Raw genomic sequence first — 21,412 nt, forward strand, 5'->3', positions numbered from 1 at the left:
GCCCGGCGTCGTGGACCGGCACCGGCGGCACAGGAACGTGCGGGCGCCGCCGTGCCGGCCGGCCTCGGCCCTCCGGGCGTCAGTGGAGGGCGGCCTCGCCCGAGCGGACGGCACGCAGGGCGCGCTCGACGGTTTCCTGGTTCTCTCCGACCGGCGCCACGTAGTCGAGGACACCACGAGCGGATTCCTCCCCGGCCAGTCGGGTCATCACCCAGGTGGCCAGGTACTGCGACGCCAGGCAACCGCCTGCCGTGGCGATGTTCCCCTCCGCGTGGAACGGCGTGTCGAGCACGGTGATGTCACAGGCTTCGACGAAGGGCCGGCTCTTCATGTCGGTGCATGCCGGCATGCCGTCCAGCAGCCCGAGCCGGGCGAGCACCAGGGCGCCGGAGCACTGGGCGCCGATCAGCTGTCGCGACGGGTCGAGCCGAAGTGTGGAGATCAGCCGGTCGTCGGCGATCACGTCACGTGTCTTGACGCCGCTGCCGATCAGCACCGCGTCGGCCTCCGCCAGGAACTCCATCGGGCGCTGTCCGGACACTTCGACACCGTTCATGGAGGTGACCACGGGTGTCGGTGTCGTGATGAAGGCTTCCAGGCCGTCCCCACGACACCGGTTGATCAGGGCGGAAGCGATGAAACTGTCGAGCTCGTTGAACCCGTCGAAGGTGACCACGGCTACCTGCACGACAACTCCTCCAAGGACGGCACCGACTGTCGAGTCTCCGCCGGTGCGACGTTCCGGCGCGAGAGCCGATCGGCGGCCGGTGGCACACCTGCCGCCGCCTGCGCGCCGTACGAGGTGCGGGACCGCTCCTGCGCCGGGGAGCCCTTCTGCCTCGTGTTCAGCGTAGTCCGCAGCGATCAAGTGCAACACGAACCCGGTCGAGCCCCTCCGCTCTCCTGTGGTTCCGGTCGGGCATCTGATCGTCTCGGCGCCACCGCCACGCCGAGAACAGCGCCCAGTTCAGGGCGCGGCACCGGTGAATCAGGTCGTGGTCAGCCCCCGCATAGTGCTTTCCCACTTCTTCGGGCGCATGGGCGAGGTCGAACTCGATCGGCCCACGGCAGCACGTGGCGAGGTCCACGAAAAGCGGCCCTCGCCTTGTGTTCAGGAGGTTGCCCGGGTGCGGCTCGCCGTGCAGAAGCTGGTCGTCGGCTTTGTCGACGCTGATCGCGGCGCTCAGTCCGCTGAGTGTGTTGCTGAGGAGTTCGCGGTCGGAATCGGGCAGGTCGGGTGACTGCTCCCGGTCGTTCACCACGCGCAGTGCCGCAGCGACTCGATCCGTGAAATGCGGTGCGTCCAGCTCGATCCGGCGCAGGGCCGCGTGGTGCCGCATGAACACGTCCGCGTAGTCGGCCGGCGCGATCTCCGATCCCACAGGTTCGTAGTAGGTCCAGAGCGAGACGGCGAAGGCATCACGCACCTGGACTCGTGGGCCTCCCCGAGGGTCGAGTTCGGCCACCGGAGCGTCGACGTCGGTCAGACGGTGGGCAACCTCCACTTCGAACTCGGAATCAGCCAGATGCCCCGAAGGCGCGACCCGGGCCAGAACGTCGCAAGGGACCAGGCGCAGCGCGACGCGGTCCGAGTTGTGGACGACGATCACGTCGTCGACCTCAAGGCCCAGCTCCGAAGCGGTCGCCCGTCCTGCCTCGACTGCGCGGCGCAGTTCCGATGGCTCCATACCGTCCTCCCTCATCGTCGAGTACACATCCGCGTCGGAGGGCAACAGCGCCACCCCCGATGCCCTCGGGAACATCATGGGGCGGCCGGACCCGGATCCGGCGACCGGCATCGCAGCGCTGCGGCCCTTTCTGCCGGTCGGCGACGGTCACTGCGGCCGGTGGCGGGACGTCGGCAGGACGTCCGTGTTCGGCGGAGACGCGCCTCAGTACCGGAGTCCCTCCGTTCAGTACGGGAGCCCCTCCGACGCGGCGCTCACGGCGGCGAGCAGGCGTGCGGCGAGTTCGTCGCCCGGAGCGTCGGAGTCGTCGGCACAGCGGCGGGCGAAGTCCTCGGCGGCCGCCCGCAGGGCACCGTTGAGGGTTGCCGCGTGCACTTTGACGCGTAGGTCGTCCGGGTCCGCGCCGGATCGACGGGCGAGGAATGTCTGCAGGACGGGGAGTGCGTCGTCGTGGGCCTGGAGCCAGACGGCACGCAGTGCCGGCTCGGTGTGGGTCATCCTGACCAGTCCGAGGACCGCCGGGTCGGCGGCCGGGAGTCCCCCGCCGTGGAAGGCGGAAGTGAGGAAGTCCACCAGGGTGGTGCCCCGCGGCCAGTGGCTCAACTGGCCGGTGGCGATGTCGAGTCCGGCGGTCAGCAGCGGTCTGACGCAGCTCTCCTTGGTCGGAAAGTGGCGCCACAGCGTGCGGGCGGAGATGCCCACTTCCTGCGCGATCTGCTCACCGGTGGTCGCGGAGACTCCCTGTGCGGCGAACAGCCGCACGGCTTCACGAGCGATCTCCAGGCGCAGTGACTCCCTGCGCCGTTCGACGAGGGTCGGGCCGGCGGCCCGACTGTCCGTGGCCGCTCCGCGTACGGGCCCTGAGTCCTGCACCGATCCCCCACCGTCTCTCGCGTCGCGTCACGGGCAGCATATCGAGAGTCGAAATGACGCACGCAGACATCTTGTCACTGAGTGACACCCGTCCTACTCTCCTTCTGTACCCACTGGTAACTAGCCTGCACAACACGTGACTTACCGTCGGGTCAGGTCGACCGTCTCCGCACGCCACCGCGTCGACTCGCTGCGCGCCGCCCGGGCGGGCCGGGCGCGCACACGAGTCGCACACCGAGCGCTCAGGGCCGGCCCTGCCCCGAACGCCCGCGATGCAGCCCACGGCACTTGAGCCCACCGAGCTCCGCTGCCGGACCCCCACCAGCTACTCCCCTCCCTCGCTCCTGCACGACGCCGCCGCGAGGACTTCGTCGTGTCACGAGCCACCTCCCCACCGAACCATGGAGTGAGCCGCATGAACCGAACTCCCCGATCCTGCGAGCCGCGTCAGCAGCCCATGGCCCTGACGGACGCTCCCGCAGCCCCACGGCCGCGGGACAGTTCCGCTCCGCGGTCCGGTCGCGTGATGGCCGCCGCGGTCGTGGCCCTCGGGATCCTCGGCTCCCAGGCGACGTCTGCGGCCGCCGGCACGGGCCAGGAGCCCGTGGTCTCCCGCGGGGTGACCATCCCCGCGTTCTACGAGGCACCATCGACGCTTCCGGCCGCCAACGGGACCCTGATCAGGACCGAGACGCTGCCCCTGACCCTCAGCCTGCCGATACCGGGCGGGGTCTTCCCGGGCACCGCGACCCGCATCATGTACAAGTCGACGGACTCGAACGGGCAGCCGGTCGCGGTCACCGGCGCCTACCTGGAGCCTTCGGCGGCATGGCAGGGCAGCGGTCCACGCCCGCTGGTCGCGCTGGCTCCCGGCACCATGGGGCAGGGCGACCAGTGCGCGGCCTCCATGGCGCTGGAACACCCCCTCACCATCAACAGCCGGACGGTGTCGGTCGGTTACGAGGACCTGGCGGTCTACCGACTGCTGGCCTCCGGGGTCGCCGTGGTCGTCACCGACTACGTCGGGCTCGGCGCGACCGACCGACTGCACACCTATGTCAACCGCCTCGACGGCGGCCACGCCCTGCTGGACGCCGTCCGCGCCGCACGCGCACTGCCGACCGCGTCGATCACCGACCGGTCCCGGGTGGGCCTGTACGGCTACAGTCAGGGCGGCGGGGCGAGCGCGGCAGCCGCCGAACTCCAGCCCTCCTACGCTCCGGAGTTGTCGCTCTCCGGCACCTACGCCGGTGCTCCGCCGGCCGACCTGACCGAGGTCATCAAGGGCATCGACGGCAGCGCCCTGGCCGGTGCGCTGGGCTGGTCGCTCAACGGCTTCCTCCAGTCCGACCCGGAACTCAAGCCTCTGGCCGACAGTTACCTCAACACCGCCGGAAAGGCCGCCCTCAAGGACCTCTCCACGATGTGCACCGGGGACGCCCTCTTCGGATACGGCTTCGCCAAGAGCAAGTCATGGACCACCAACCGTGCGTCCCTCTCCGACATCGTCCGCGCCGAGCCGCGGATCCAGGCGGTGATCGACGCCCAGCGCATCGGCACCCTCACCCCGAGCAGCCCGGTGCGCGTGGCCACCGGAACCCAGGACGACATCGTCCCCCACGCGCAGGCACGGCAACTCGCCGTCGACTGGTGCGCCAAGGGGGCCCAGGTCACGTACAAGCCCGTCGCTCTGCCCAACCTCGGCGACGGGCTGCTCACCAACCACTTGGTCCCGCTGCTCACCGATCAGGGAGACGCCCTGAACTGGTTGAAGGACCGTCTGTCGGGCAAGCCCGCCACATCGAACTGCGCCACTGTGCCCGTTCAGCCCTGAACATTCCGGCTCACGGACGCCCCGCGCCACCCCGGATCCGACGCGGTGTCAACTACTGTTCCCCACCAGATCATTGGGGCTGAAGGTGCGGCGATAGGCGGCGGGTGAGACACCGAAGGCCGTTCGCATGTGGGCGCGGAGGGAGTTCGCGGAGCCGAATCCGGCCCGGTGCGCGACCAAATCGATCGACAGGTCGGTGGTCTCCAGCAACTGCTTGGCCAGCTCCAGGCGTTGAGCGGTGAGCCACTGCACCGGGGTCATGCCGACCTCGTCGCGGAACCTCCGGGTGAAGGAACGCAGACTCATCCGGGCGTGCTCGGCGAGCCGGGCGAGGGTCAGCGGCTCGCCGAGGTGTTCCAGGGCCCAGGCCCGGGTGGCGGTGGTGCTGGCGACGGTGGGTTCGGGGACCGGGCGGTCGATGTACTGCGCCTGCCCGCCGTCCCGCCAGGGCGGCACGACGCACATGCGGGCGGCCCGGTTGGCGGCGGCCGCGCCGTGGTCGCGGCGGATCATGTGCAGGCACAGGTCGACGCCCGCGGCCACGCCCGCGGAGGTCAGTACGTCGCCGTCGTCGACGAAGAGGACCTCCTCGTCGACCTTGACCCTGGGATAGGCGCGGCGGAACTCAGGGGCGAGGTTCCAGTGGGTGGTGGCCGGGCGGCCGTCGAGCAGCCCGGCCGCGGCGAGCACGTAGGACCCGGAGCAGATGGACACCAGTCGGGTGCCGGGCCGGATGCCCGCGATGGCCGCGGCGACCTCCGGGGGCAGCGGGCCGCCTTCGCCCAGCTCGGGCATCGCGTGGGTGGGCGGGAGGATCACGGTGTCCGCGGCGGCCAGCGCTTCGGGGCCGGCCGCGGGCTGCACGAAGAAGCCGGCGTCGCTGAGCACGGGGGCACCGTCGGCGGTGCAGACGGTGACCTCGTAGAGCGGGCGCCCCTCGGGGTCCTCCACGCTGCCGAAGACACGGGAGGGGATGCCGAGCTCGAAGGGCGGGACCCCGGGCAGGGCGAGCACGGCGATCCGGTGCCTGCGGGGGGCCCGCGCCTCCCGGTCCGGCTCGTTCTCCCTGGTCATCCCCTGCGCGGCCGTCATGGCCAGATCCTGTCACATCATGGCCAAACGGCCAACACCACGGCGGGCCCGACCGCCGGATCGTGGACTGCGTCGCGCCGGGGACCTCCCGGCGACGAGCCGATCGATACGGAATTCGAGGCAGACAGCATGCGTGCGGTGGTCGTGGAGCAGTGGGGCGGACCCGAGAGCCTGGTCGAGCGTGAGCTCGAACGCCCGGAGCCGGGACTGAACGAGGTCCTGGTGCGGGTCCACGCGACCGGAGTGAACCCGGTGGACTGGAAGACCCGCGCCGGCGGGGCCCTGATCGAGTGGGGCGCCGTACCGGCGGTCGGCTGGGACGTGTCCGGCACGGTCGAGGCCGTCGGGCCCGGTGTGGGCGTCTTCCGTCCCGGCGACGAGGTCTTCGGGATGCCGCTGTTCCCGCGCCAGGCCGGCGCGTACGCCGAGTACGTGGTGGCACCGGCCCGGCACCTCGCCCCGAAGCCGGCCGGCCTGACACACGTGGAGGCGGCAGCCCTGCCGCTGGCCGCGCTGACCGCCTGGCAGGCCCTGGTGGACGCGGCCGACGTGCGTCCCGGTGAGCGGGTGCTGGTGCACGCGGCGGCCGGCGGGGTCGGACACTTCGCGGTGCAGATCGCGAAGGCCCGCGGCGCGTACGTCATCGGCACGGCCAGCGCCGGCAAGCACGACCTGGTGCGCCGGCTGGGCGCGGACGAGGTGGTCGACTACCGCGCGGTGCGGTTCGAGGACGCGGTGAGCGACGTCGACGTGGTCCTGGACGGGCTCGGCGGCGAGACGGCCGAGCGTTCGCTGAAGGTGCTCCGTCCCGGCGGCCGGCTGATCACCCTGCCCGGCCCGGACGACGTCCCCGCCGCCCAGGACGGAGTGCGTGCGACATGGGTCCTGGTCGAGCCGGACCACCTGGGGCTGCGCGAGATCGCCGCCCTGGTGGAGCGGGGCGCGCTGAAGCCGGTGGTCGAGACGGTCCTGCCGCTGGAGGAGGCCGCGAAGGCCCACGAGATCGGCGAGCTGGGGCGCACCACCGGCAAGATCGTCCTGACCGTCGCCTGATCCACGGGGCTGCCGGGGACGAAGCAGCAGGGCGGGAGCTGCCGAGGCTCCCGCCCTGCGGCGGCCGCGAACCAGGACGAGGGCTCCTGACCCGGGACGGCGTCGTCGGTCAGGAGCCCTGTCATGGGAAGAGCCCGTGTCAGCCGTCGGACTCCGACGACGGGATGAAGGCGCCCGGCACGTCGTCCGGCGCGAAGATCTTCTTCTCACCGGGGTACGGCTTCGTCCACCCGTGCGTCTCGTACCACGTGAAGTGGTTCATCTGCGCGGGGTTCGCGAAGTCGGGTACGGCGTGGGGCCCGGTCAGCCGCTGCTTGGACTTCCACTTGGCCCACTGGTCCGCGAGCGCCTGCTTCTCGGCCGGCACCTTCGCCGACGGCACGGCCGCGGCATTCGGGTTCTGCGGCGCCGGGGTGTCCAGGCCGCACGACGGCGGGGTCTTCAGGCCGTCGGTCAGCGAGGTCCGGTTGGGCAGCGCGGTGAACGGGCTGTAGTCCGGGTGCCGGGTGAACACCGCGCTCATCGGGCTGGCCGCGCTGTCCTTCTGGTTCATCGGGTGGATCCCGAGGATCTGCTCGATGGTCCGGATCATCGTGATCTGTGTGTAGTAGCGGCTGTCGACGATGCCGCGCCGGGCCCAGGGGCTGATGATCTGGATCGGGGCACGGTGGCCGTCGACGTGGTCGAGGCCGGCCTGGGAGTCGTCCTCGACCACGAAGATCGCGGAGTCCTTCCAGTACTTGCTGTGCGAGATCTCGTCGACGATCTTCCCGGTCGCGAGGTCGTTGTCCGCGACCTGGGCGGCGGCGTTCGCCGGTCCGCCGGTGTGGTCGCTGGAGAGCCAGAACATGTTCAGGTCGGCCGGCCCGTTCTTCTCGAAGTCTCGCTTCCAGATCTGGTACCGGTAGACGTCCGGGACGCTGGTGTCGAACTTCGGGAAACCGTGCACCGACACGTCGTTGAGGGACGGGATCGGCGAGGACGAGTCAAGGGTGTAGGCGGTGTCCTGCCCGGTCGCGTCCATGTTCTTCGCGTCGCAGTACAGGTTCTGCCAGCTCGCGCCCGACGGCTTGGTCAGGAACTGCTGGAACTCACCGAAGTCGCGCACGGACTTCCCCGCCGCCTGCGCACCGGTCCATATGAAGCCGGTGCGCTGATGGCCGAGAGCGTCGTCCTCGGTGTCGTAGCTGCGCGCGTACTCACCGGCCGAGGACTCGGTGTACTCCGGGTCGTCGGCCTGCATCAGCCAGTTGTGGCCCTCGGCGGAGTTCGTGCCGATGTCGTACGTGTTGTCGTACAGCCCGAACTGGTCGGCCATCGCATGCTGGTTCGGCGTCACGTTCTCGCCGAACTGGGTCAGCGACGGGTCGCCGTTGCCCTGCGGGACGTCGCCCAGGACCTGGTCGTAGGTCCGGTTCTCCTTGACGAGCAGGAAGACGTGCTTGATCGTCGACGGGTCGCCGAGCCGCTGCGGGACCGGCACCGGCTTCGCCTTGCTCTTGCCCTTGCTCTGCTCGACCGAGCCATGGGTCCAGCCGTTCTGCCGGAAGACCGTGGTCGTCTGGGCCCTGACGACGTTGTCACCCGGCAGCGTGAACCGCTGCAGGCTCGACGTGGTGTCGTGGGTGCCGTGCCCGGCGCTGGTGGTGGGGCGGCGGGCGTCGATGCCACGGGTGTTGGAGACGAGCACCTGGTCGCCGTCGGCGGCGATCTCCGCGGGGAAGTAGTCCGTCGGGAGCAGACCGATGTAACTGACGGGCTCCTGCGGGCTCTTGTACCGGTAGACGGCGACCGCATTGGCGCGGCCGAGCGTCACCAGCAGGTGGCCGTCGTCGGTGAGCGTGACCGCGTCGGGTTCGTAGCCCACCGACGCCTCCGGCCACGGCCGGGTGGCGATGGTCTGCACGACCTTGTCGGTGGCCGTGTTCACCACCGACACGTCGTTCGTGGCGGTGTTGGTGACGAACAGCGCCCCGTTCTTGGCGTACAGGGCGGTCGGGTGCAGGCCGACCTTGATGCTCGTGACCGCGGTGTCGGGCTTCGCCAGGTCGATGACGCTGACCGTGCCGGTGGTGGTCGCGGCGGTCACCGGATCGGCGGGCACCTGGGTGTTGTACGAGTTGATCGTGGTGTCGCCGGGCTGCGCCGGGCGACCGCCCTCGTTGCTGACGTACAGCTTGTCGCCGACGCGGACCATGTCGCGCGGGGCGTTGCCCACGGTCCAGCTCTGCCGTACGGCGCCGGTCGCGGCGTCGATGGCGACCACTCGGTTCTGGCCGTTGACCGCGGAGTACACGATGGAGCTGTCGGGCGAGAACACCGGCTCGCCCACCAGCGCGTGCTTGGCTCCGTCCGCCGCGATGGGGACCGACGTCGGGCTGGTGACGCTGCCGTCCGGGTTCACCGCGAAGCGGGTGTAGCCGTCGGTCTGGCCGAGCCACAGCTGCGAGCCGTCGGGCGAGTACGTGGGGCCCTCCTGGCCCACGGAGTTGCTCGTCAGGCGCGGGTTCGACGTCGCCGCGGTACCCACGAGCTGCTGCACCTTCCAGCTCTTCAGGTCCACGATCGACAGCGCACTGCCTCCGTCGGTGAGCGAGGCCGCGAGGTGGGTGCCGTCCGGGCTGACCGACGACGACATGATCTTGCCGTTGTCGACGACGAGGCGGTCGCCGTACGGGGCGATGTACTGGTCGCTGGAGACGACCTGCCCCTGACGGGTCGTCTGGCCGACCTGGTCGGTGCCGAACTGGTGCGTCTGGGCGAAGGCGGCGCCGGTGGCGACGAGGGCGAGAGCGGTGGTACCTGTCGTCAGCAGGGGGATCCGGCGGCTGAGACGTCTGCCGAGAAGGCCGGACGGGCCCTTCTCGGCACGTCTGCGACGGCGTGTTACCTGCATGGAGTCATCCCTTCGAGTCGGCGAGAAGTTCGACATTGCCGTCGAACTGCCAGAGCGGGTTCGGTGCGTCTCCGGTCGGAGTGCGGACGAGGAAGTACCCGTTGACCTCCTTCGGTCCGTCGCCGTCGGCCATGAAGCGGCCGTCCGGGGCGACATCGAGCTGGTAGATGGCCGTGCCCGCGGCCTCGACGCCGGGCAGATGCCAGGTGACGACGCAACGCCAGTCGTTGCCGGGACCTTCGGCACTGACCTTGACGCTGCCCTTGTCGCAGGACGCGGTGGCCTTCAGCCGGTCTTCGGTGACGGCCGGACGGTTGAGCTCGTCGGTCTGCACGCGGTAGAGGTGGGCGAACGCCGTGGCGAGCGAGGCCTGCACCTTGTCCTGCTCGATGCCGGAGCCCGTCGCCCCGGTCGTCGCGGCGACGACCGCGACCGTCACGGTGAGCAGCCCGGCCAGCGGGAGGACCCCGCCGGTGACCGCGCGGCGTCCCGAGCCGTCGTAGCCGGCGTCGGTGAAGTCGCGCCGCAGGAAGAGCAGCCAGGCCAGCGCGGTGGTGGCGACGGCCCACAGCAGAGCGACGACGATGCCGATCAGGAGCTGGTCGAGCTGGGCCGGATCCGCGAACAGGCCGTTCCAGGCGATGAAGGCGTAGCCGGGCAGGGCGAGGCGGACCGCGACGGGCAGCGGCATCATCTGGGCGAGCTGCATCGCGAGCGCGACGAGCGCGGGCAGCAGCAGCCCCATCGGGGAGCGCCCCAGCGTGACCGACCCGAGCAGTCCGATCCCGGCGAGGGCCAGGGTCGGGGCCAGTACGCACGCCCAGGCGAGGAACACCTTGCCCGCCGCGTCCCCCGGTGCCAGCAGATGGCCGTCGAGACCGACCAACGGCTGGTTGCCGACCGCCAGGACGCCTCCGACCGCGCCGGAGCAGGCGAGTCCGGCCACGAGCAACAGGATGACGGTGAGGCTGGACAGCGCCTTCGCCGCGAAGATCCGGCGGGGTGAGCGCACCGCGACGAGGAGGTGGCGCCAGGTGCCGAGCCGGTCCTCGGAGGCGAACGCGTCGCCGGCGATCACCGAGGTCAGCAGGGGGAGCGCCCAGGTGCCCGCAAAGCCGAGCACCACCAGCGGTCCGGCCCATCCCGTGGCGTGCATCCAGCGGCCGAAGAGCGTGTCGCTGGGCAGCGTGCTCTGCCCGCCGACCGCGGCGACGAAGAGCGCCGGTGCGATCCAGCAGGCCAGGAGCAACAGGCGGATCCGCCATTGCGACACCAGTTTGAGCAGCTCGAAGCGGTAGCTGCGGGCGACGGTGACACGGCGGGCACCGGCGTCGTGGTCGACGGCGACGGTCGCGGTCGTCATCGGACGGCCTCCTGCTGCTCGGTGAGGGCGAGGAACGCGGCTTCGAGCGGCGACACCACGGGGGCGAGCTCACGCAGCGCGATGCCCGCGCGCACGAGTCGGACCACGAGTTCGTCGAGTGCGGGCACGAGGGCGCGCACGACGAGCCGCTCGCCGTCGCGCCGTGCGCCGGCGTCGTCGACGAGGTGGATTCCGTCGGTCCCGGCGGCCAGCAGGCGAGCGGCGTGCGGGTCGGAGGTGAGCAACCGGTAGTCGAGTTCGCGGTTCTCGGCGGCCAGCTTTCCCAGCGGGCCGGAGAACACGACCCGTCCCGTGGCGAGAATGGTGACGTCGGAGCACAGCGCCTCGAGGTCGTCCATGCGATGGCTGGAGAGGACGACACAGGTGCCGTCAGCCGCGAGCCGGCCGAGGACACCGTGCACGTGCTTCTTGCCGGCCGGGTCCAGGCCGTTGGACGGCTCGTCGAGCACGAGCAGCCGGGGCCTGGTGAGCAGGGCGGCGGCGAGTCCGAGCCGCTGACGCATGCCCAGGGAGAAACCGCGGGCCCGGTCGTCGGCGACATCGGTGAGTCCGACCTGGTCGAGCACGTCGTCGACCCCCGCCGTCCGCGCGTCACGTCCGCGCAGAGCCGCGAGCGCGGCGAGGTTCTGCCGGGCGGTGAGCGAGGGGTAGAGACCGGGCCCGTCGACGAAGCCGGCGACACCGTCGGCCGCGGCGAGCGCCCGCCCTGCCGGCGAGCCCAGGATCTCCAGTTGCCCGCTGTCGGCGACGGCCAGCCCGAGCAGAAGGCCGAGCAGAGTCGTCTTGCCCGCGCCGTTCGGTCCCACCAGGCCGTGGATCTGGCCCTGCGTCACATCGAGATCGACATCGTCGAGCGCGACGACATCGCCGAAACATTTGGTGATCCCGCGAGCCCGGACCGCTAGGAGTGCGTCCATGCGTCCCTTCCTTAGAAATCATCAGGGACCCTAAAGACTGCACACAACACACTCACAGACCTCTGGCTTAACGCCGCTGGAACGGATCGTCAAAGGGTCGGCAAGTCGGCGCGCACAAACTCGCCCTCATCGGGCCAGAGTTGGGCAACGGAACGTCGTAGTAAGCCCTTACGCGGAGCACGAACGCGGTACCCGGCCCACCTTCGGTCTGTCCGAAATCGAGCTGTGGCACGATGCCGCGGTGATCACTTCAGCCGTACCACCCGTCGTCCCCGCGGGCCGCATGGCCGCCATGGACCAACCCGTGCTGGCCCTCGACTGCGGCCTGGAACTGCGTCCTTGGCGTGCCGACGACGCCGACGCCCTGGTCACCGCCGGCCAGGATCCGGCCATCCGCCGGTGGAACCGGCTGATCGTGCCCTCGCCGACGGAAGCACGCACGCGCATCGAACGCATGCAGGAACGCTGGCGGAGCGAACAGGGCGCGATCTGGGCCATCGCCGAGCACGACGGCGGCCGGGCCGTGGGCCTGATCGGCTGGGGGGACATCGACCTCGCCGACGGCAGCGCCGAGATCGTGTACTGGATCCTGCCGGCCGGACGCGGTCGGGGCGTCGCGGTCGAGGCCACGAAGCGCCTCAGCCAGTGGGCGCTGGACGACCTCGGCCTGCACAGGCTGCGGCTGTGCCACTCGGTGGCGAACCCCGCGTCGTGCCGCGTTGCGGCGAAGGCCGGCTTCTCCGTCGAAGGCACAATGCGCAGCGCGCTGCTGCACGAGGACGGATGGCACGACCAGCATCTGCACGCGATGATCAAGGGCGACATCTGATGGACAGGCGGTCGGGCCACGGCCCGAAGGGGCACGGGCGGCCGTCTCGTCCGCGGCACCACCGACCCATCTCGTGCAGCTCCGCGGCTATTTGGTCCGCAGCATGAGAGCGTGACGCGTCTCGTCGCCGTACACGCCGGTCTCGTCGCCGCGAATGCCGTACCACTCCTGGAATCTGGCCACCGCCTCCCGGACCTCCGTGCCGTAGCGGCCGTCGGTCGCACCGCCGTCGTAGACGTTCGGGATCTGAAGGAGACGTACCTGCAACTCGTACACTCCGTGACCACTGTCGCCCTGGCGCAGCACGCCCGTCCCCGGGATCTCCGGAAGCGAGGGATCCGGCGTGTCCGGCACCGGCTGGTGCAGTCGTTCGGCGGGCGGCGAACTCTCCTGCGGCACAGGGTCATTGCCGACCAGGAACGAGGACGCGAGAACCAACCCGCTCACGGCGCCCACACCGAAGACACCGGCGACACGGGCTTGCCGCCGGTGAATGAGGTGCCGCCATCCAAGACCTCTCCTCGCCGCGTGCGCGGGGCCCGCGTGACGCGGCGCCATCGCCCTTCCCTCCGGCGGGACCGGAGCGGCCTCCGGATGTGGACCACGTAACCACAGCTGTTCGACCACGCCGTCCCGCTCACCTCGGTGTCGACCTGGTTCGGCGGTCCGCGACGGCTCCTCGGGGTGCGGCGCGGCGCCGTGTGACCATTCCTGATCCGGGCCGGGGACACGCCGCAGCGGTTGCATCCGTGGGCGCGGGGGCAGTACCGGGGGCGGGGCGGGGACCGGAGCCGACACGGCGACCGGGACCGGGGCCGGCACGGCGAGGCCGGAGTCCGTGGCCGGTACGCCGTACCGGGCGCCGGGCGGTGATGGCGCCAGGGCATGCTCCAACCGCTCGTCGCCCGCGTAGAGGTCGGCGCGTGCCGCGTCCAGGGCATCGAACACGGCTTGAAAGGAGTGCTGTATCTCCTGCGCGATGTCGGGTCCGGAACCGGCGGCTTGCTGTGGTTCGGGGTCGTCGAGTCCCACCGGCAGTCCTCCTTGAACACGTACGTCCGCGGCGATGGCCGGCGTCCCCAACGTCGCCTCCATGGAGTGGAGTTGAGCCACGTGGAGCAGCCCGCGCCCTGCTGTTGCGTCGTGATGCGATACGCAACGCGCGCGGGCTTTTCTCATCCGGGAGGCCAGGACGTACGCCACAGCGCTCGGGGCCCTGTGGGGTCGGACGCACTCGGCCACCCGCCGATCACTGTCCCGTTCTTGCGCACTCCCCCAGGAGCGCCTGCTCAAAGGAACGTCGACGAGGGGCGGCAGCGCACCCACTGCGGCAGGTTGGGGGCCTGGCGGGACACCCGGGACGCTGAAGCCGTCGCCTCCCGCTCACACCGCGAACCGCACCCCGCAAGGATATTGCTTCACAGTACACGTAGATGCATAATGAGCTTATGCATAAGCGCGTTATGGATCCCGACTCCCCGCACGCCTCGGACGCTCCGGGCGCTTCGGATGTCCCGGACGCTCCGGATACCCCGGACGCTTCGGCCGAAGACCTCATGATCGCCGTGGAGCGGATGGTCCGGTACGTACGCCGCAGCGCCACGGCCGGAGGTCTGAGCACCGCCGCATCCTCCGCACTGGGCCGACTGGGCCGGGAAGGTCCTCAGCGCCTGACGGAACTGGCCCGGGCCGAGAACGTCTCCCAGCCCAACATGACCCAGCTCGTCACCCGCATGGAACGCGCGGGGCTGGTACGGCGCACAGCCGACCGCACCGACGGCCGAGGCGTGCTGGTCGAGGCCACCGACACCGGCCTGGAGGTGTTCCGGCAGCGGCGGACCGAGCGCGCCCAGGCTCTGCACGACCTCATCACGAAGCTGACCGCGAAGGAGCAGCAGGCGGTGAAGATCGCACTCCCCGCCCTGGCCCACGCGATCGAGGACGACCGCCTGCGCGCCTGACCCACGCGTCGGCATCTCCGCACCCCGTTCCGACAACCATTGGAGAGAAGCGGCAATGAGCGCACCGCATGGGAAGGCTGCCAGCCCGTTCCGGCAGCCCAAGGCCGTCTGGGCCGTGGCATTCGCCTGCGTGATCTCGTTCATGGGCATCGGGCTCGTCGACCCGATCCTGCCCGCGCTGGCCGAGAGCCTGCACGCCACACCCAGCCAGGTCTCCCTGCTGTTCAGCAGCTACCTGATCGTCACCGCCGTCGCCATGCTGATCGTCGGCTGGTTCTCCAGCCGGTTCGGCGCCAAACGCACTCTGGTCATAGGCCTGGCCGTCATCGTCGTCTTCTCCGCCCTGGCCGGCACCTCCGGCTCCGTCGACGGCATCGTCGGCTTCCGCGCCGGATGGGGCCTGGGCAACGCCCTGTTCATCGCCACCTCCCTCGCCGTCATCGTCGCCTCCGCCAGCGGCGGTTTCAGCGGCGCGATCATCCTGTACGAGACGGCGCTCGGCCTCGGAATCGCCGTAGGACCGCTGCTCGGCGGCGAGTTGGGCGCCATCAGCTGGCGCGGCCCGTTCTTCGGTGTCGCCGTCCTCATGGCAATAGCCCTCGTGGCGACCCTCGCGTTCGTGCCCTCATTGCCCAAGCCGGAGCGGCCCACGTCGCCGATCGCGCCGCTCAAGGCACTGCGTCACCGCGGTCTGCTGACGATGGGCATCATGGCCCTGCTCTACAACTGGGGCTTCTTCACCATGCTGGGCTACGCCCCCTACCCCATGAAGCTGGACGCCCATGAACTCGGGCTGGTGTTCACGGGCTGGGGTCTGCTGGTGGCCGCCTTCAGCGTCTTCTTCGCCCCGCGCCTCCAGGCTCGCTACGGCACGGCGCCGGTCCTCTACGCGAACCTCCTCGGCCTGAGTGTCGTGATGGCCGTCATCGCGGCCGGTGTCGGCAGTCCCACCGTGGTGATCGTGGCGGTCATCGTCAGCGGCGCCTTCATCGGCATCAACAACACCCTCACCACCCAGGCCGTCATGCTCGTCTCCCCCGTCGAGCGCCCCGTCGCCTCCTCCGCCTACGGCTTCCTGCGCTTCATCGGCGGCGGCCTCGCCCCCTACGTCGCCGGCAAGCTCGCCGACGCCACCGACCTGAGCGTCCCCTTCTACCTCGGCGCCGCCACCTTCCTCCTCGCGATCCCCGTGCTCGCCAGCGGCCATCGTCTGCTGCGCCGGGCCGAGACCGACACCGGCGAGAGCCGGTCCCTGACGCCGTCGCTCACGGCTGTCGGCGCTCCCACGCCCGACGGCGCGTCCCCGGTGATCGTCGCGGTCGGCGCCCACGACAAGGCTGCCGCGATCGTCGACGCCGCGGCCCAACTCGCCCGCGAGACCGGCAGTCCCCTGGAGGTCGTCCACGTGCAGCAGACCGCCGTGGTCGAAGAGCAGGCGGTCGACACCGAGACCGACGACCAGGCACGTGCAGCCGTCACGGCCCACCTCGACCGGCTCGCCGCGCAGGGCGTCACCGCGACCGGCCAGGTCCTCGCCAGCGTGGGCGACCACGCCGCCGCCGGACGGGTCCTCGCCCGGCACGCCGCGGACGTCCACGCGCGCACCGTCGCCGTCGGGCGCTCCCCGCGCGGTCCCCTCACCCAGTTCGCCGACGGCAGCCTCACCACCGCCCTCACCCACGCCGCCGCGTGCACGGTCGTTCTCGTCGACACCGATCACGCGCCCCGGCACCTGTCCGCCGCCACGTTGGCGGAGCTGCACGACAGCGCGGCCTGAGCACATTTCGGGTGATGGTCACGGGCGGCGGCACACAGACGTACCGCCGCCTCACGGCGGTCCGGCGGCGCGCCCCCGGCGTGCATCACGAGACGGGCAAGTCTCAATCGGACGGCGGCTGTTCGACCCTGCCGCCGGTGTGCGGCGTCCGTACGCAGTCATCAGTGGCAGTCGAACCGCCAGCCCCAAGGGTGGTCGGGGCACTGGCGGCAACGGAAGAAGTAGACACCCCCGCAGTCGCCCAGCTGAATGTCGCCGGTGATGGTCAGCAGGTGCTCCATGCGGTGTCCGCTCGCACAGTCCGGCCAGTCGGCAGGCTGCGTCCAGGCGGGCCAGCCGCCGACCTTCGTCCCGATGATGTTGGAGTCCGGGGGCCACATGGCGCCGCCGGACGGCAACCGGAGGCGAGGTTCCCAGGTGTTCCAGATCTCCTTGGGCAGATCGTGCCACCTCGGATAGTCCTCCGCTGTCGCCAGGGACAACGTGGACGGCACCGGCATGTTGTCCGGGTCGTACTCCCCTTCGCCCACCGCGGGGATCTCGGGCAGCAGTCCTCCGGCCACGACCTCCGCCTCGTTGCGCCAGTACAGCTTCGGAAGGACCAGCCCCTCGTCCTGCTCATGGATCAGCGCGCACCACACCAGCTGGAGCAGATCCTTCCCCTCCGGGAACTCCAGCCCCGGCACGTCCCGGGCGAACAGTTGGAGGATCGGCGCCATCGGCACCGCGCCCGGGACGATCTCGGTGCGGTTGCTCCAGTCGGAGCCGAACGTCCAGTGGTCCTCCTCCGCGCAGTACGGCCACGGCTCGTCCGCGGGCCACAGCACCGGGCCTCCCAACGAGCTCTCCCGCACACCGGGGTCGCCGGGCTCCGGGTTGAGGAGGGTGGTGTCCCGGACGAGGCCCGCGTACTCCGGTATCAGTGTGAGCAGATCCTTCGCGGGCGACTCGGGTGTGGCTCCGGTCATCATGGCTCCTCGAACGTACGAAGATCGACGGGACTTCACGGCACGTTAGTACGAGCCACTGACAACACCCCCGCAGGGACCGGCCGCCCGCGGGCCGCGCACACGTCGCGCCGCGTGCACGGCGGTTCGCACGACCTCAGGCGCCCACGGTCCCGTCGACCCCCTCACGCAGAAAGTCCGCGTGTCCGTTGTGGCGGCCGTACTCCAGGAGCACGTGCACCATCACCATCCGGAGCGACACTTCCTCCTCCCATCTCGGCTGGTAACCGGCCCGGTCCAGGGAATCGGCCTCCCGCTCGATGCGGCGCGAGTGCTCCACCTCGGCCTCCCAGGCCTGGAACGCCTCGCCCCGGGTCGACGTGCTCGCGTCGTACGCGGCCTGAAAGTCGATCTCGTCGGACCACACCATGGGAACGTCGTGATCCTCGAACACGCGGCGGAACCAGGCACGCTCCACCTCGGCCATGTGCCGCACGAGACCGAGCAGCGACAACGTGGAGGGTGGCATCGACTGCCGGCGCAGTTCCTCGTCGGTGAGCCCTTCGCACTTCATGGCGAGGGTCGCGCGGTGGTAGTCCAGGAACGCCCGGAGCATGTCGCGTTCGCTTCCGAAGTTGGGCGGTCCTGTGCGGGTGTCGCCGGTCACTGGCAGGCTCCTCATGCGTGTTCTGTATGGGGAGCCAGTATTCACTCATGTCCGCTGTGGCCGTACGTGTGCCGTCGATCGAGCGTGGCCGTCCCCGAGGAGATCGCGGACCGGGTCGGTCCCCCCAACTCCCGTTCACGACATCGACACTCGTCCCGCTCGACGGTGGCGGGACGCCCGTGTCGACCCGCGTGCCGCCTCGGCGGTCGGACGAGCGGAGCACTGTTCTTCCGCGGTTCTTCCGCGCCGAAAACGGATTCCGCCCGCAGGTCGCCACCGGAGCCTTCCGCCGCACGCTTAAGATCCGACCGTGACTGACATCCCCGACCACCTGATCAGCCTGGAATGCGCGGCGGAAGCCGAGCGGGCCAAGCTCGCCGGCCTCGCGGGCGAGGCGTACGACGCGCAGTGGCACGCGTGGCGGTCGGCCGCCGACGCGGTTCAGGCGGCGGTGTCGGCCCACGCCGAGGCGGCCCAGGTGGACCCGCACGAGGTGGAGCGGGCGGTCAAGGACGCGGTGCGACGGGCGCAGGAGGACCCGGCCGTGGAGTAGCCGGACGCCGCCGCGTCGTCGGCTGCCTGCCGTGGACGCCGCAGTGGCCGTGGGCGGCTCGCCGGCCGCAGGACCTGCCAACACCCGATCCGTTTTCCTGCGGCCCGAGGCCCGCCAGGGTCGGCTGCCCGACGCGGTAGCCTCCGCCTGTGATCAACAGCCGCCCCCGGAGCGACGCCATCGCCCTCGCCGAGCTTCCGGACCCTCACGAGGTCTTGGACCGCACGGACTGGGCTTCGCTCGAGACCCCGACCGGAACGGGCGAACTCCTGTCGGCCGCCCTGGCTCGTGTCCTGCACACGGATTCGGACGTGAGTGCGACGGCCGTCGTCGACGCGCTGCGGCAAGTGACCCACCAGAACACCGTCTACGAAGCCACCGTGCCCGTAGCGCTGTTCGTCGCGGCGATTCTCAACCACCCGCTCACGGCGGTCGGCGACGGCCGGCACGACACCGCTCCGGCACCGCGCCACGTCACCCGGGTGGTCCTGCTGAACTGGCTCGGCAGCACCGCCCACGACGCGGACGACGCGTGTGTCGCCATCGGAGAACGGGCTTGGGACGGTGTGTTTCTCGACGAGTGCCCGGCCATGCGCGCGTTTCGGGATCTCCGTCCGGTCTTCTACTCCGCGGTGCACCCGCTGCTCGGGGACGACGACGCGGACGTACGCGAAGCCGCCCTTGTCGCCGCCCTCCCCCTGTCGGAGCATCCGCTCGTCATGCCGCGCCGAGACGAACTGGCCGACCATGCCCGAGGCGTGCTGACCACCTGCACCGACCGTGGCAGACGCGGCCGTGTCCTGGGCGCGCTGGCGGCGTGGGGCCACGACATCAGCGCCCTGGAGAACGCGGACGACGTGACGGCTCGCGAACTCCGTGTCCGGCGAATCGCCGAACGCTGGGTGGGCGGCTACTCCGAGGACCCGCCGTTCTGACTCGGGGATCCCGCAGCGGCGCCCGGGGGGCACCTCAATCCTCCGGTACGCGCAGGGCCTCTCCCGTGCCCAGCCCGACCTCGAATCGGGGCCGCATGGGTTCCGCTCCGCGCCGGCTGAGCAGCACCACGTCCTCCACCACGGCCGACAACACGCCGAGCCGGGCGGACAACTCGGGCGCCAGTTGCTTCGGGTCCGGGGTCCGGCCGAGGGACAGATGCGGGACGAAGCGGTCGCCACGGCCGCGGCACTGCGGGAACCGCACGGCCAGCGTCGCCTGCAGCCGGGCCCAGGGCGTCCGGTCCGCGGCGGCCGGATCGAGCCACACCGTCGCGTCGTGCCGGTGCCGGAAGTACCGCACGCCGGCCAGACGCGCGGTGAACGCCGAGTTCTCCGCCGCGGCGGCGCGGAGCAGCGGCACAGCCCGCTCGAACTCCTCCTCCGGCACGAAGCCGAACAGCAGATTCACGTGCGGCGGCCACCGGCGCACCTGTGGATCGTGCTCCCAGCGGATGTCCTGGATGGGCGGCCACAGCTCCTTCGGCGGGAGCCACGCCACCGCCGTCCTGGCCGTCTGCGCCACGTCCAGCGTGTCCACCGGGGCCGCACCACCGAAGTCCTGGTATTCGTCCACAGTGCCATGGTCCGGGCATCACGGGTCCGCGCCAGTCGACTCACCGTGCCGGCTGCCGCGCCCCGGCCAGCACCGCCCTTCGCGGTCTTGACCCTGCCCAAAGGTGAAGGCCGACAGTGTGCGTGGCAGTCGGGTCGGCGCGTCGGACGCGCTCGGCTCCGTCCGAACGGGATGAGAGGAGCCTGCGCATGGAGGACGACACTCTCCTGGCAGAGCAGATGTCCTACTACGACGACGGTGCGGCCGAATACGACCGTCCCTACACCAAGTACGAATCGCTGCGGAAGTTACTGACTGTCGTGGACGATCTCCCGATCACCGGGGACGTACTGGAGTTGGCCTGTGGAACCGGTCAGTGGACCGCGTTGCTGGCCGCGCGGGCGCGTTCGGTGACGGCTGTCGACGCGTCCGCCGAGATGGTGGCCGTCGCTCGGGCGCGTGCCGCATCGCCCAAGGTCCGGTTCGTCCGGGCCGACCTGTTCGACTGGGAACCGCCGGAGCACTACGACACCGTGTTCTTCGCCTTCTGGCTCTCTCATGTGCCGCCGGCGCGCTTGCCCGCCTTCTGGAAGACCGTGGCCGCTGCGCTCGCGCCGGGTGGCAGAGCGATCTTCGTCGACGACGGTCCCGCCATGTCCGCGGAGGAGGAGATCCTCTCGGATCACCCCGTCCCTGCGGCGGTGCGACGGCTCGACGACGGCAGCCGGTACCGCATCGTGAAGGTGTTCCACGACCCGCGGACCCTCACGGAGGACCTCGCCTCTCTGGGGTGGGCGGCTCGTGTCCGTCCGGTCGCGGGACGCTTCGTCGGCATCGCGGAGCCGCCGCCCGACAGGACGCAGGCCGTGGCCCGCTCATAGCTCCGCGTCCCAGCGCGCCCGCAGCGACGCGCCACAGTCGAGGCAGTCGTCCAGGAACACCGGCAGCTGCGACCTGGACCCCCACCACAGGCACACCGGATCCGAGGGCGGTACGGGCCATGCTCCGGAAACTCGTCTCGACGCGTCCGGGTGCCGTCAGTTCACGAGGAAGTACAGCCCGGCCACCAGAGATACGACTCCCAGGACGCCGAAGTAGATCCGCATGATGGTGAGGCTCCTCCAGGGCGTTCCGTAACGGGTGCGCTGCCTCACCACCACGTCGGCCCAGTCCCAGACCCACACGTCGACACCGCGACAGCCGCAGGCCACCGTCATGAAGACGCCGCCCACGAGCAGCGCGAGCACTCCGCGAAAGATCAACGCCGCTCCCGTCCCCGGTCCCGCCACCAGTGTCGCGTCGCGGCATTCTTGCAGCAGACCCCACCAGGCGCTGAGGGACCCGTCGCTTCCTGCCTCGCGCTCGTGAGCGCTGCTACGGCGTTGACGGCCGG

General features: G+C 70.7%; 20 protein-coding genes. 8 read left to right on the forward strand and 12 right to left on the reverse strand.

Annotated features, from left to right (window positions below):
• Positions 1-79: 79 nt before the first annotated feature.
• The 3 genes from ACZ4IF_RS16770 to ACZ4IF_RS16780 all read right to left on the reverse strand — a co-directional run bounded on the left by ACZ4IF_RS16770 (position 80) and on the right by ACZ4IF_RS16780 (position 2,561).
• On the reverse strand, positions 80-688 hold the full coding sequence (locus ACZ4IF_RS16770) for a DJ-1/PfpI family protein (RefSeq protein WP_467563517.1): 609 nt from the start codon (positions 686-688) through the stop codon (positions 80-82).
• 157 nt (positions 689-845) lie between these two features.
• Positions 846-1,688: a phosphotransferase gene (locus ACZ4IF_RS16775; protein ID WP_467563519.1), complete on the reverse strand. Its 843-nt coding sequence runs from the start codon at positions 1,686-1,688 to the stop codon at positions 846-848.
• Between the two features lie 225 nt (positions 1,689-1,913).
• On the reverse strand, positions 1,914-2,561 hold the full coding sequence (locus ACZ4IF_RS16780; protein ID WP_467563521.1) for a TetR/AcrR family transcriptional regulator: 648 nt from the start codon (positions 2,559-2,561) through the stop codon (positions 1,914-1,916).
• Positions 2,562-3,018: 457 nt separating this feature from the next.
• Here ACZ4IF_RS16780 and ACZ4IF_RS16785 point away from each other — a divergent pair, with 457 nt between their 5' ends.
• Positions 3,019-4,395, forward strand: coding sequence for a lipase family protein (locus ACZ4IF_RS16785; RefSeq protein WP_467563717.1), 1,377 nt, complete (start codon positions 3,019-3,021; stop codon positions 4,393-4,395).
• A gap of 48 nt (positions 4,396-4,443) precedes the next feature.
• Here the strand turns inward: ACZ4IF_RS16785 and ACZ4IF_RS16790 are convergent, their stop codons facing one another.
• Positions 4,444-5,469 (reverse strand): GlxA family transcriptional regulator, encoded by a 1,026-nt coding sequence (locus ACZ4IF_RS16790; protein WP_467563719.1) that lies wholly within the window; start codon positions 5,467-5,469, stop codon positions 4,444-4,446.
• Between the two features lie 147 nt (positions 5,470-5,616).
• Between ACZ4IF_RS16790 and ACZ4IF_RS16795 the strand changes: the two genes are divergently transcribed.
• On the forward strand, positions 5,617-6,540 hold the full coding sequence (locus ACZ4IF_RS16795; RefSeq protein WP_467563523.1) for an NADP-dependent oxidoreductase: 924 nt from the start codon (positions 5,617-5,619) through the stop codon (positions 6,538-6,540).
• 139 nt (positions 6,541-6,679) lie between these two features.
• Here the strand turns inward: ACZ4IF_RS16795 and ACZ4IF_RS16800 are convergent, their stop codons facing one another.
• The 3 genes from ACZ4IF_RS16800 to ACZ4IF_RS16810 are packed head-to-tail and all read right to left on the reverse strand — an operon-like array spanning position 6,680 to position 11,737.
• Entirely contained in the window at positions 6,680-9,436 is a 2,757-nt protein-coding gene (locus ACZ4IF_RS16800; protein ID WP_467563525.1) for a bifunctional YncE family protein/alkaline phosphatase family protein, read from the reverse strand.
• A gap of 4 nt (positions 9,437-9,440) precedes the next feature.
• Positions 9,441-10,799 carry an ABC transporter permease gene (locus tag ACZ4IF_RS16805; RefSeq protein ID WP_467563527.1) on the reverse strand — a complete coding sequence of 453 codons (1,359 nt, stop codon included), beginning with the start codon at positions 10,797-10,799 and terminating at the stop codon, positions 9,441-9,443.
• A complete protein-coding gene (locus ACZ4IF_RS16810) occupies positions 10,796-11,737 on the reverse strand; it encodes an ABC transporter ATP-binding protein (protein ID WP_467563529.1) in 942 nt (313 codons plus the stop codon). Before ACZ4IF_RS16810 ends, ACZ4IF_RS16805 begins: the two co-directional genes overlap by 4 nt.
• Before the next feature lie 283 nt (positions 11,738-12,020).
• On the opposite strand from ACZ4IF_RS16810, the gene ACZ4IF_RS16815 reads away from it, so the two are divergent.
• On the forward strand, positions 12,021-12,566 hold the full coding sequence (locus tag ACZ4IF_RS16815; protein WP_467563721.1) for a GNAT family N-acetyltransferase: 546 nt from the start codon (positions 12,021-12,023) through the stop codon (positions 12,564-12,566).
• An 87-nt stretch (positions 12,567-12,653) separates the two neighbouring features.
• On the opposite strand, the gene ACZ4IF_RS16820 is transcribed toward ACZ4IF_RS16815, so the two are convergent.
• A complete protein-coding gene (locus tag ACZ4IF_RS16820) occupies positions 12,654-13,013 on the reverse strand; it encodes a peptidoglycan-binding domain-containing protein (RefSeq protein WP_467563531.1) in 360 nt (119 codons plus the stop codon).
• Between the two features lie 1,001 nt (positions 13,014-14,014).
• Between ACZ4IF_RS16820 and ACZ4IF_RS16825 the strand changes: the two genes are divergently transcribed.
• Entirely contained in the window at positions 14,015-14,527 is a 513-nt protein-coding gene (locus ACZ4IF_RS16825; protein WP_467563533.1) for a MarR family winged helix-turn-helix transcriptional regulator, read from the forward strand.
• 55 nt (positions 14,528-14,582) lie between these two features.
• Complete coding sequence (locus tag ACZ4IF_RS16830; protein ID WP_467563535.1) at positions 14,583-16,304, forward strand: MFS transporter; 1,722 nt, start codon at positions 14,583-14,585, stop codon at positions 16,302-16,304.
• 161 nt (positions 16,305-16,465) lie between these two features.
• Here ACZ4IF_RS16830 and ACZ4IF_RS16835 read toward each other — a convergent pair whose 3' ends face one another.
• Positions 16,466-17,272 (reverse strand): DUF1963 domain-containing protein, encoded by an 807-nt coding sequence (locus ACZ4IF_RS16835; protein ID WP_467563537.1) that lies wholly within the window; start codon positions 17,270-17,272, stop codon positions 16,466-16,468.
• A 136-nt stretch (positions 17,273-17,408) separates the two neighbouring features.
• Entirely contained in the window at positions 17,409-17,918 is a 510-nt protein-coding gene (locus ACZ4IF_RS16840; protein WP_467563723.1) for a DinB family protein, read from the reverse strand.
• 310 nt (positions 17,919-18,228) lie between these two features.
• On the opposite strand from ACZ4IF_RS16840, the gene ACZ4IF_RS16845 reads away from it, so the two are divergent.
• Both ACZ4IF_RS16845 and ACZ4IF_RS16850 read left to right on the forward strand, forming a co-directional pair.
• Positions 18,229-18,471, forward strand: a complete 243-nt coding sequence (locus ACZ4IF_RS16845; RefSeq protein WP_467563539.1) for a hypothetical protein — start codon at positions 18,229-18,231, stop codon at positions 18,469-18,471.
• A 149-nt stretch (positions 18,472-18,620) separates the two neighbouring features.
• Positions 18,621-19,406, forward strand: coding sequence for a hypothetical protein (locus tag ACZ4IF_RS16850; protein ID WP_467563541.1), 786 nt, complete (start codon positions 18,621-18,623; stop codon positions 19,404-19,406).
• A gap of 34 nt (positions 19,407-19,440) precedes the next feature.
• Here ACZ4IF_RS16850 and ACZ4IF_RS16855 read toward each other — a convergent pair whose 3' ends face one another.
• Positions 19,441-20,040: a 2'-5' RNA ligase family protein gene (locus ACZ4IF_RS16855; RefSeq protein ID WP_467563543.1), complete on the reverse strand. Its 600-nt coding sequence runs from the start codon at positions 20,038-20,040 to the stop codon at positions 19,441-19,443.
• Between the two features lie 188 nt (positions 20,041-20,228).
• On the opposite strand from ACZ4IF_RS16855, the gene ACZ4IF_RS16860 reads away from it, so the two are divergent.
• Positions 20,229-20,900, forward strand: coding sequence for a class I SAM-dependent methyltransferase (locus ACZ4IF_RS16860; RefSeq protein WP_467563545.1), 672 nt, complete (start codon positions 20,229-20,231; stop codon positions 20,898-20,900).
• Positions 20,901-21,056: 156 nt separating this feature from the next.
• On the opposite strand, the gene ACZ4IF_RS16865 is transcribed toward ACZ4IF_RS16860, so the two are convergent.
• Positions 21,057-21,281, reverse strand: a complete 225-nt coding sequence (locus ACZ4IF_RS16865) for a hypothetical protein (protein ID WP_467563547.1) — start codon at positions 21,279-21,281, stop codon at positions 21,057-21,059.
• Between the last annotated feature and the right edge of the window lie 131 nt (positions 21,282-21,412).

It is taken from the genome of Streptomyces sp. NPDC025784, assembly GCF_055558435.1.

Excerpts from the sequence above, each read along its gene's own strand:
- ACZ4IF_RS16835 (WP_467563537.1), bottom strand. The coding sequence starts at position 17,272 with ATGACCGGAGCCACACCCGAGTCGCCCGCGAAGGATCTGCTCACACTG.
- ACZ4IF_RS16790 (WP_467563719.1), bottom strand. The coding sequence starts at position 5,469 with ATGACCAGGGAGAACGAGCCGGACCGGGAGGCGCGGGCCCCCCGCAGG.
- ACZ4IF_RS16795 (WP_467563523.1), top strand. The coding sequence starts at position 5,617 with ATGCGTGCGGTGGTCGTGGAGCAGTGGGGCGGACCCGAGAGCCTGGTC.
- ACZ4IF_RS16805 (WP_467563527.1), bottom strand. The coding sequence starts at position 10,799 with ATGACGACCGCGACCGTCGCCGTCGACCACGACGCCGGTGCCCGCCGT.
- ACZ4IF_RS16785 (WP_467563717.1), top strand. The coding sequence starts at position 3,019 with ATGGCCCTGACGGACGCTCCCGCAGCCCCACGGCCGCGGGACAGTTCC.
- ACZ4IF_RS16830 (WP_467563535.1), top strand. The coding sequence starts at position 14,583 with ATGAGCGCACCGCATGGGAAGGCTGCCAGCCCGTTCCGGCAGCCCAAG.
- ACZ4IF_RS16810 (WP_467563529.1), bottom strand. The coding sequence starts at position 11,737 with ATGGACGCACTCCTAGCGGTCCGGGCTCGCGGGATCACCAAATGTTTC.
- ACZ4IF_RS16825 (WP_467563533.1), top strand. The coding sequence starts at position 14,015 with ATGCATAAGCGCGTTATGGATCCCGACTCCCCGCACGCCTCGGACGCT.
- ACZ4IF_RS16775 (WP_467563519.1), bottom strand. The coding sequence starts at position 1,688 with ATGGAGCCATCGGAACTGCGCCGCGCAGTCGAGGCAGGACGGGCGACC.
- ACZ4IF_RS16800 (WP_467563525.1), bottom strand. The coding sequence starts at position 9,436 with ATGCAGGTAACACGCCGTCGCAGACGTGCCGAGAAGGGCCCGTCCGGC.
- ACZ4IF_RS16815 (WP_467563721.1), top strand. The coding sequence starts at position 12,021 with ATGGCCGCCATGGACCAACCCGTGCTGGCCCTCGACTGCGGCCTGGAA.
- ACZ4IF_RS16860 (WP_467563545.1), top strand. The coding sequence starts at position 20,229 with ATGGAGGACGACACTCTCCTGGCAGAGCAGATGTCCTACTACGACGAC.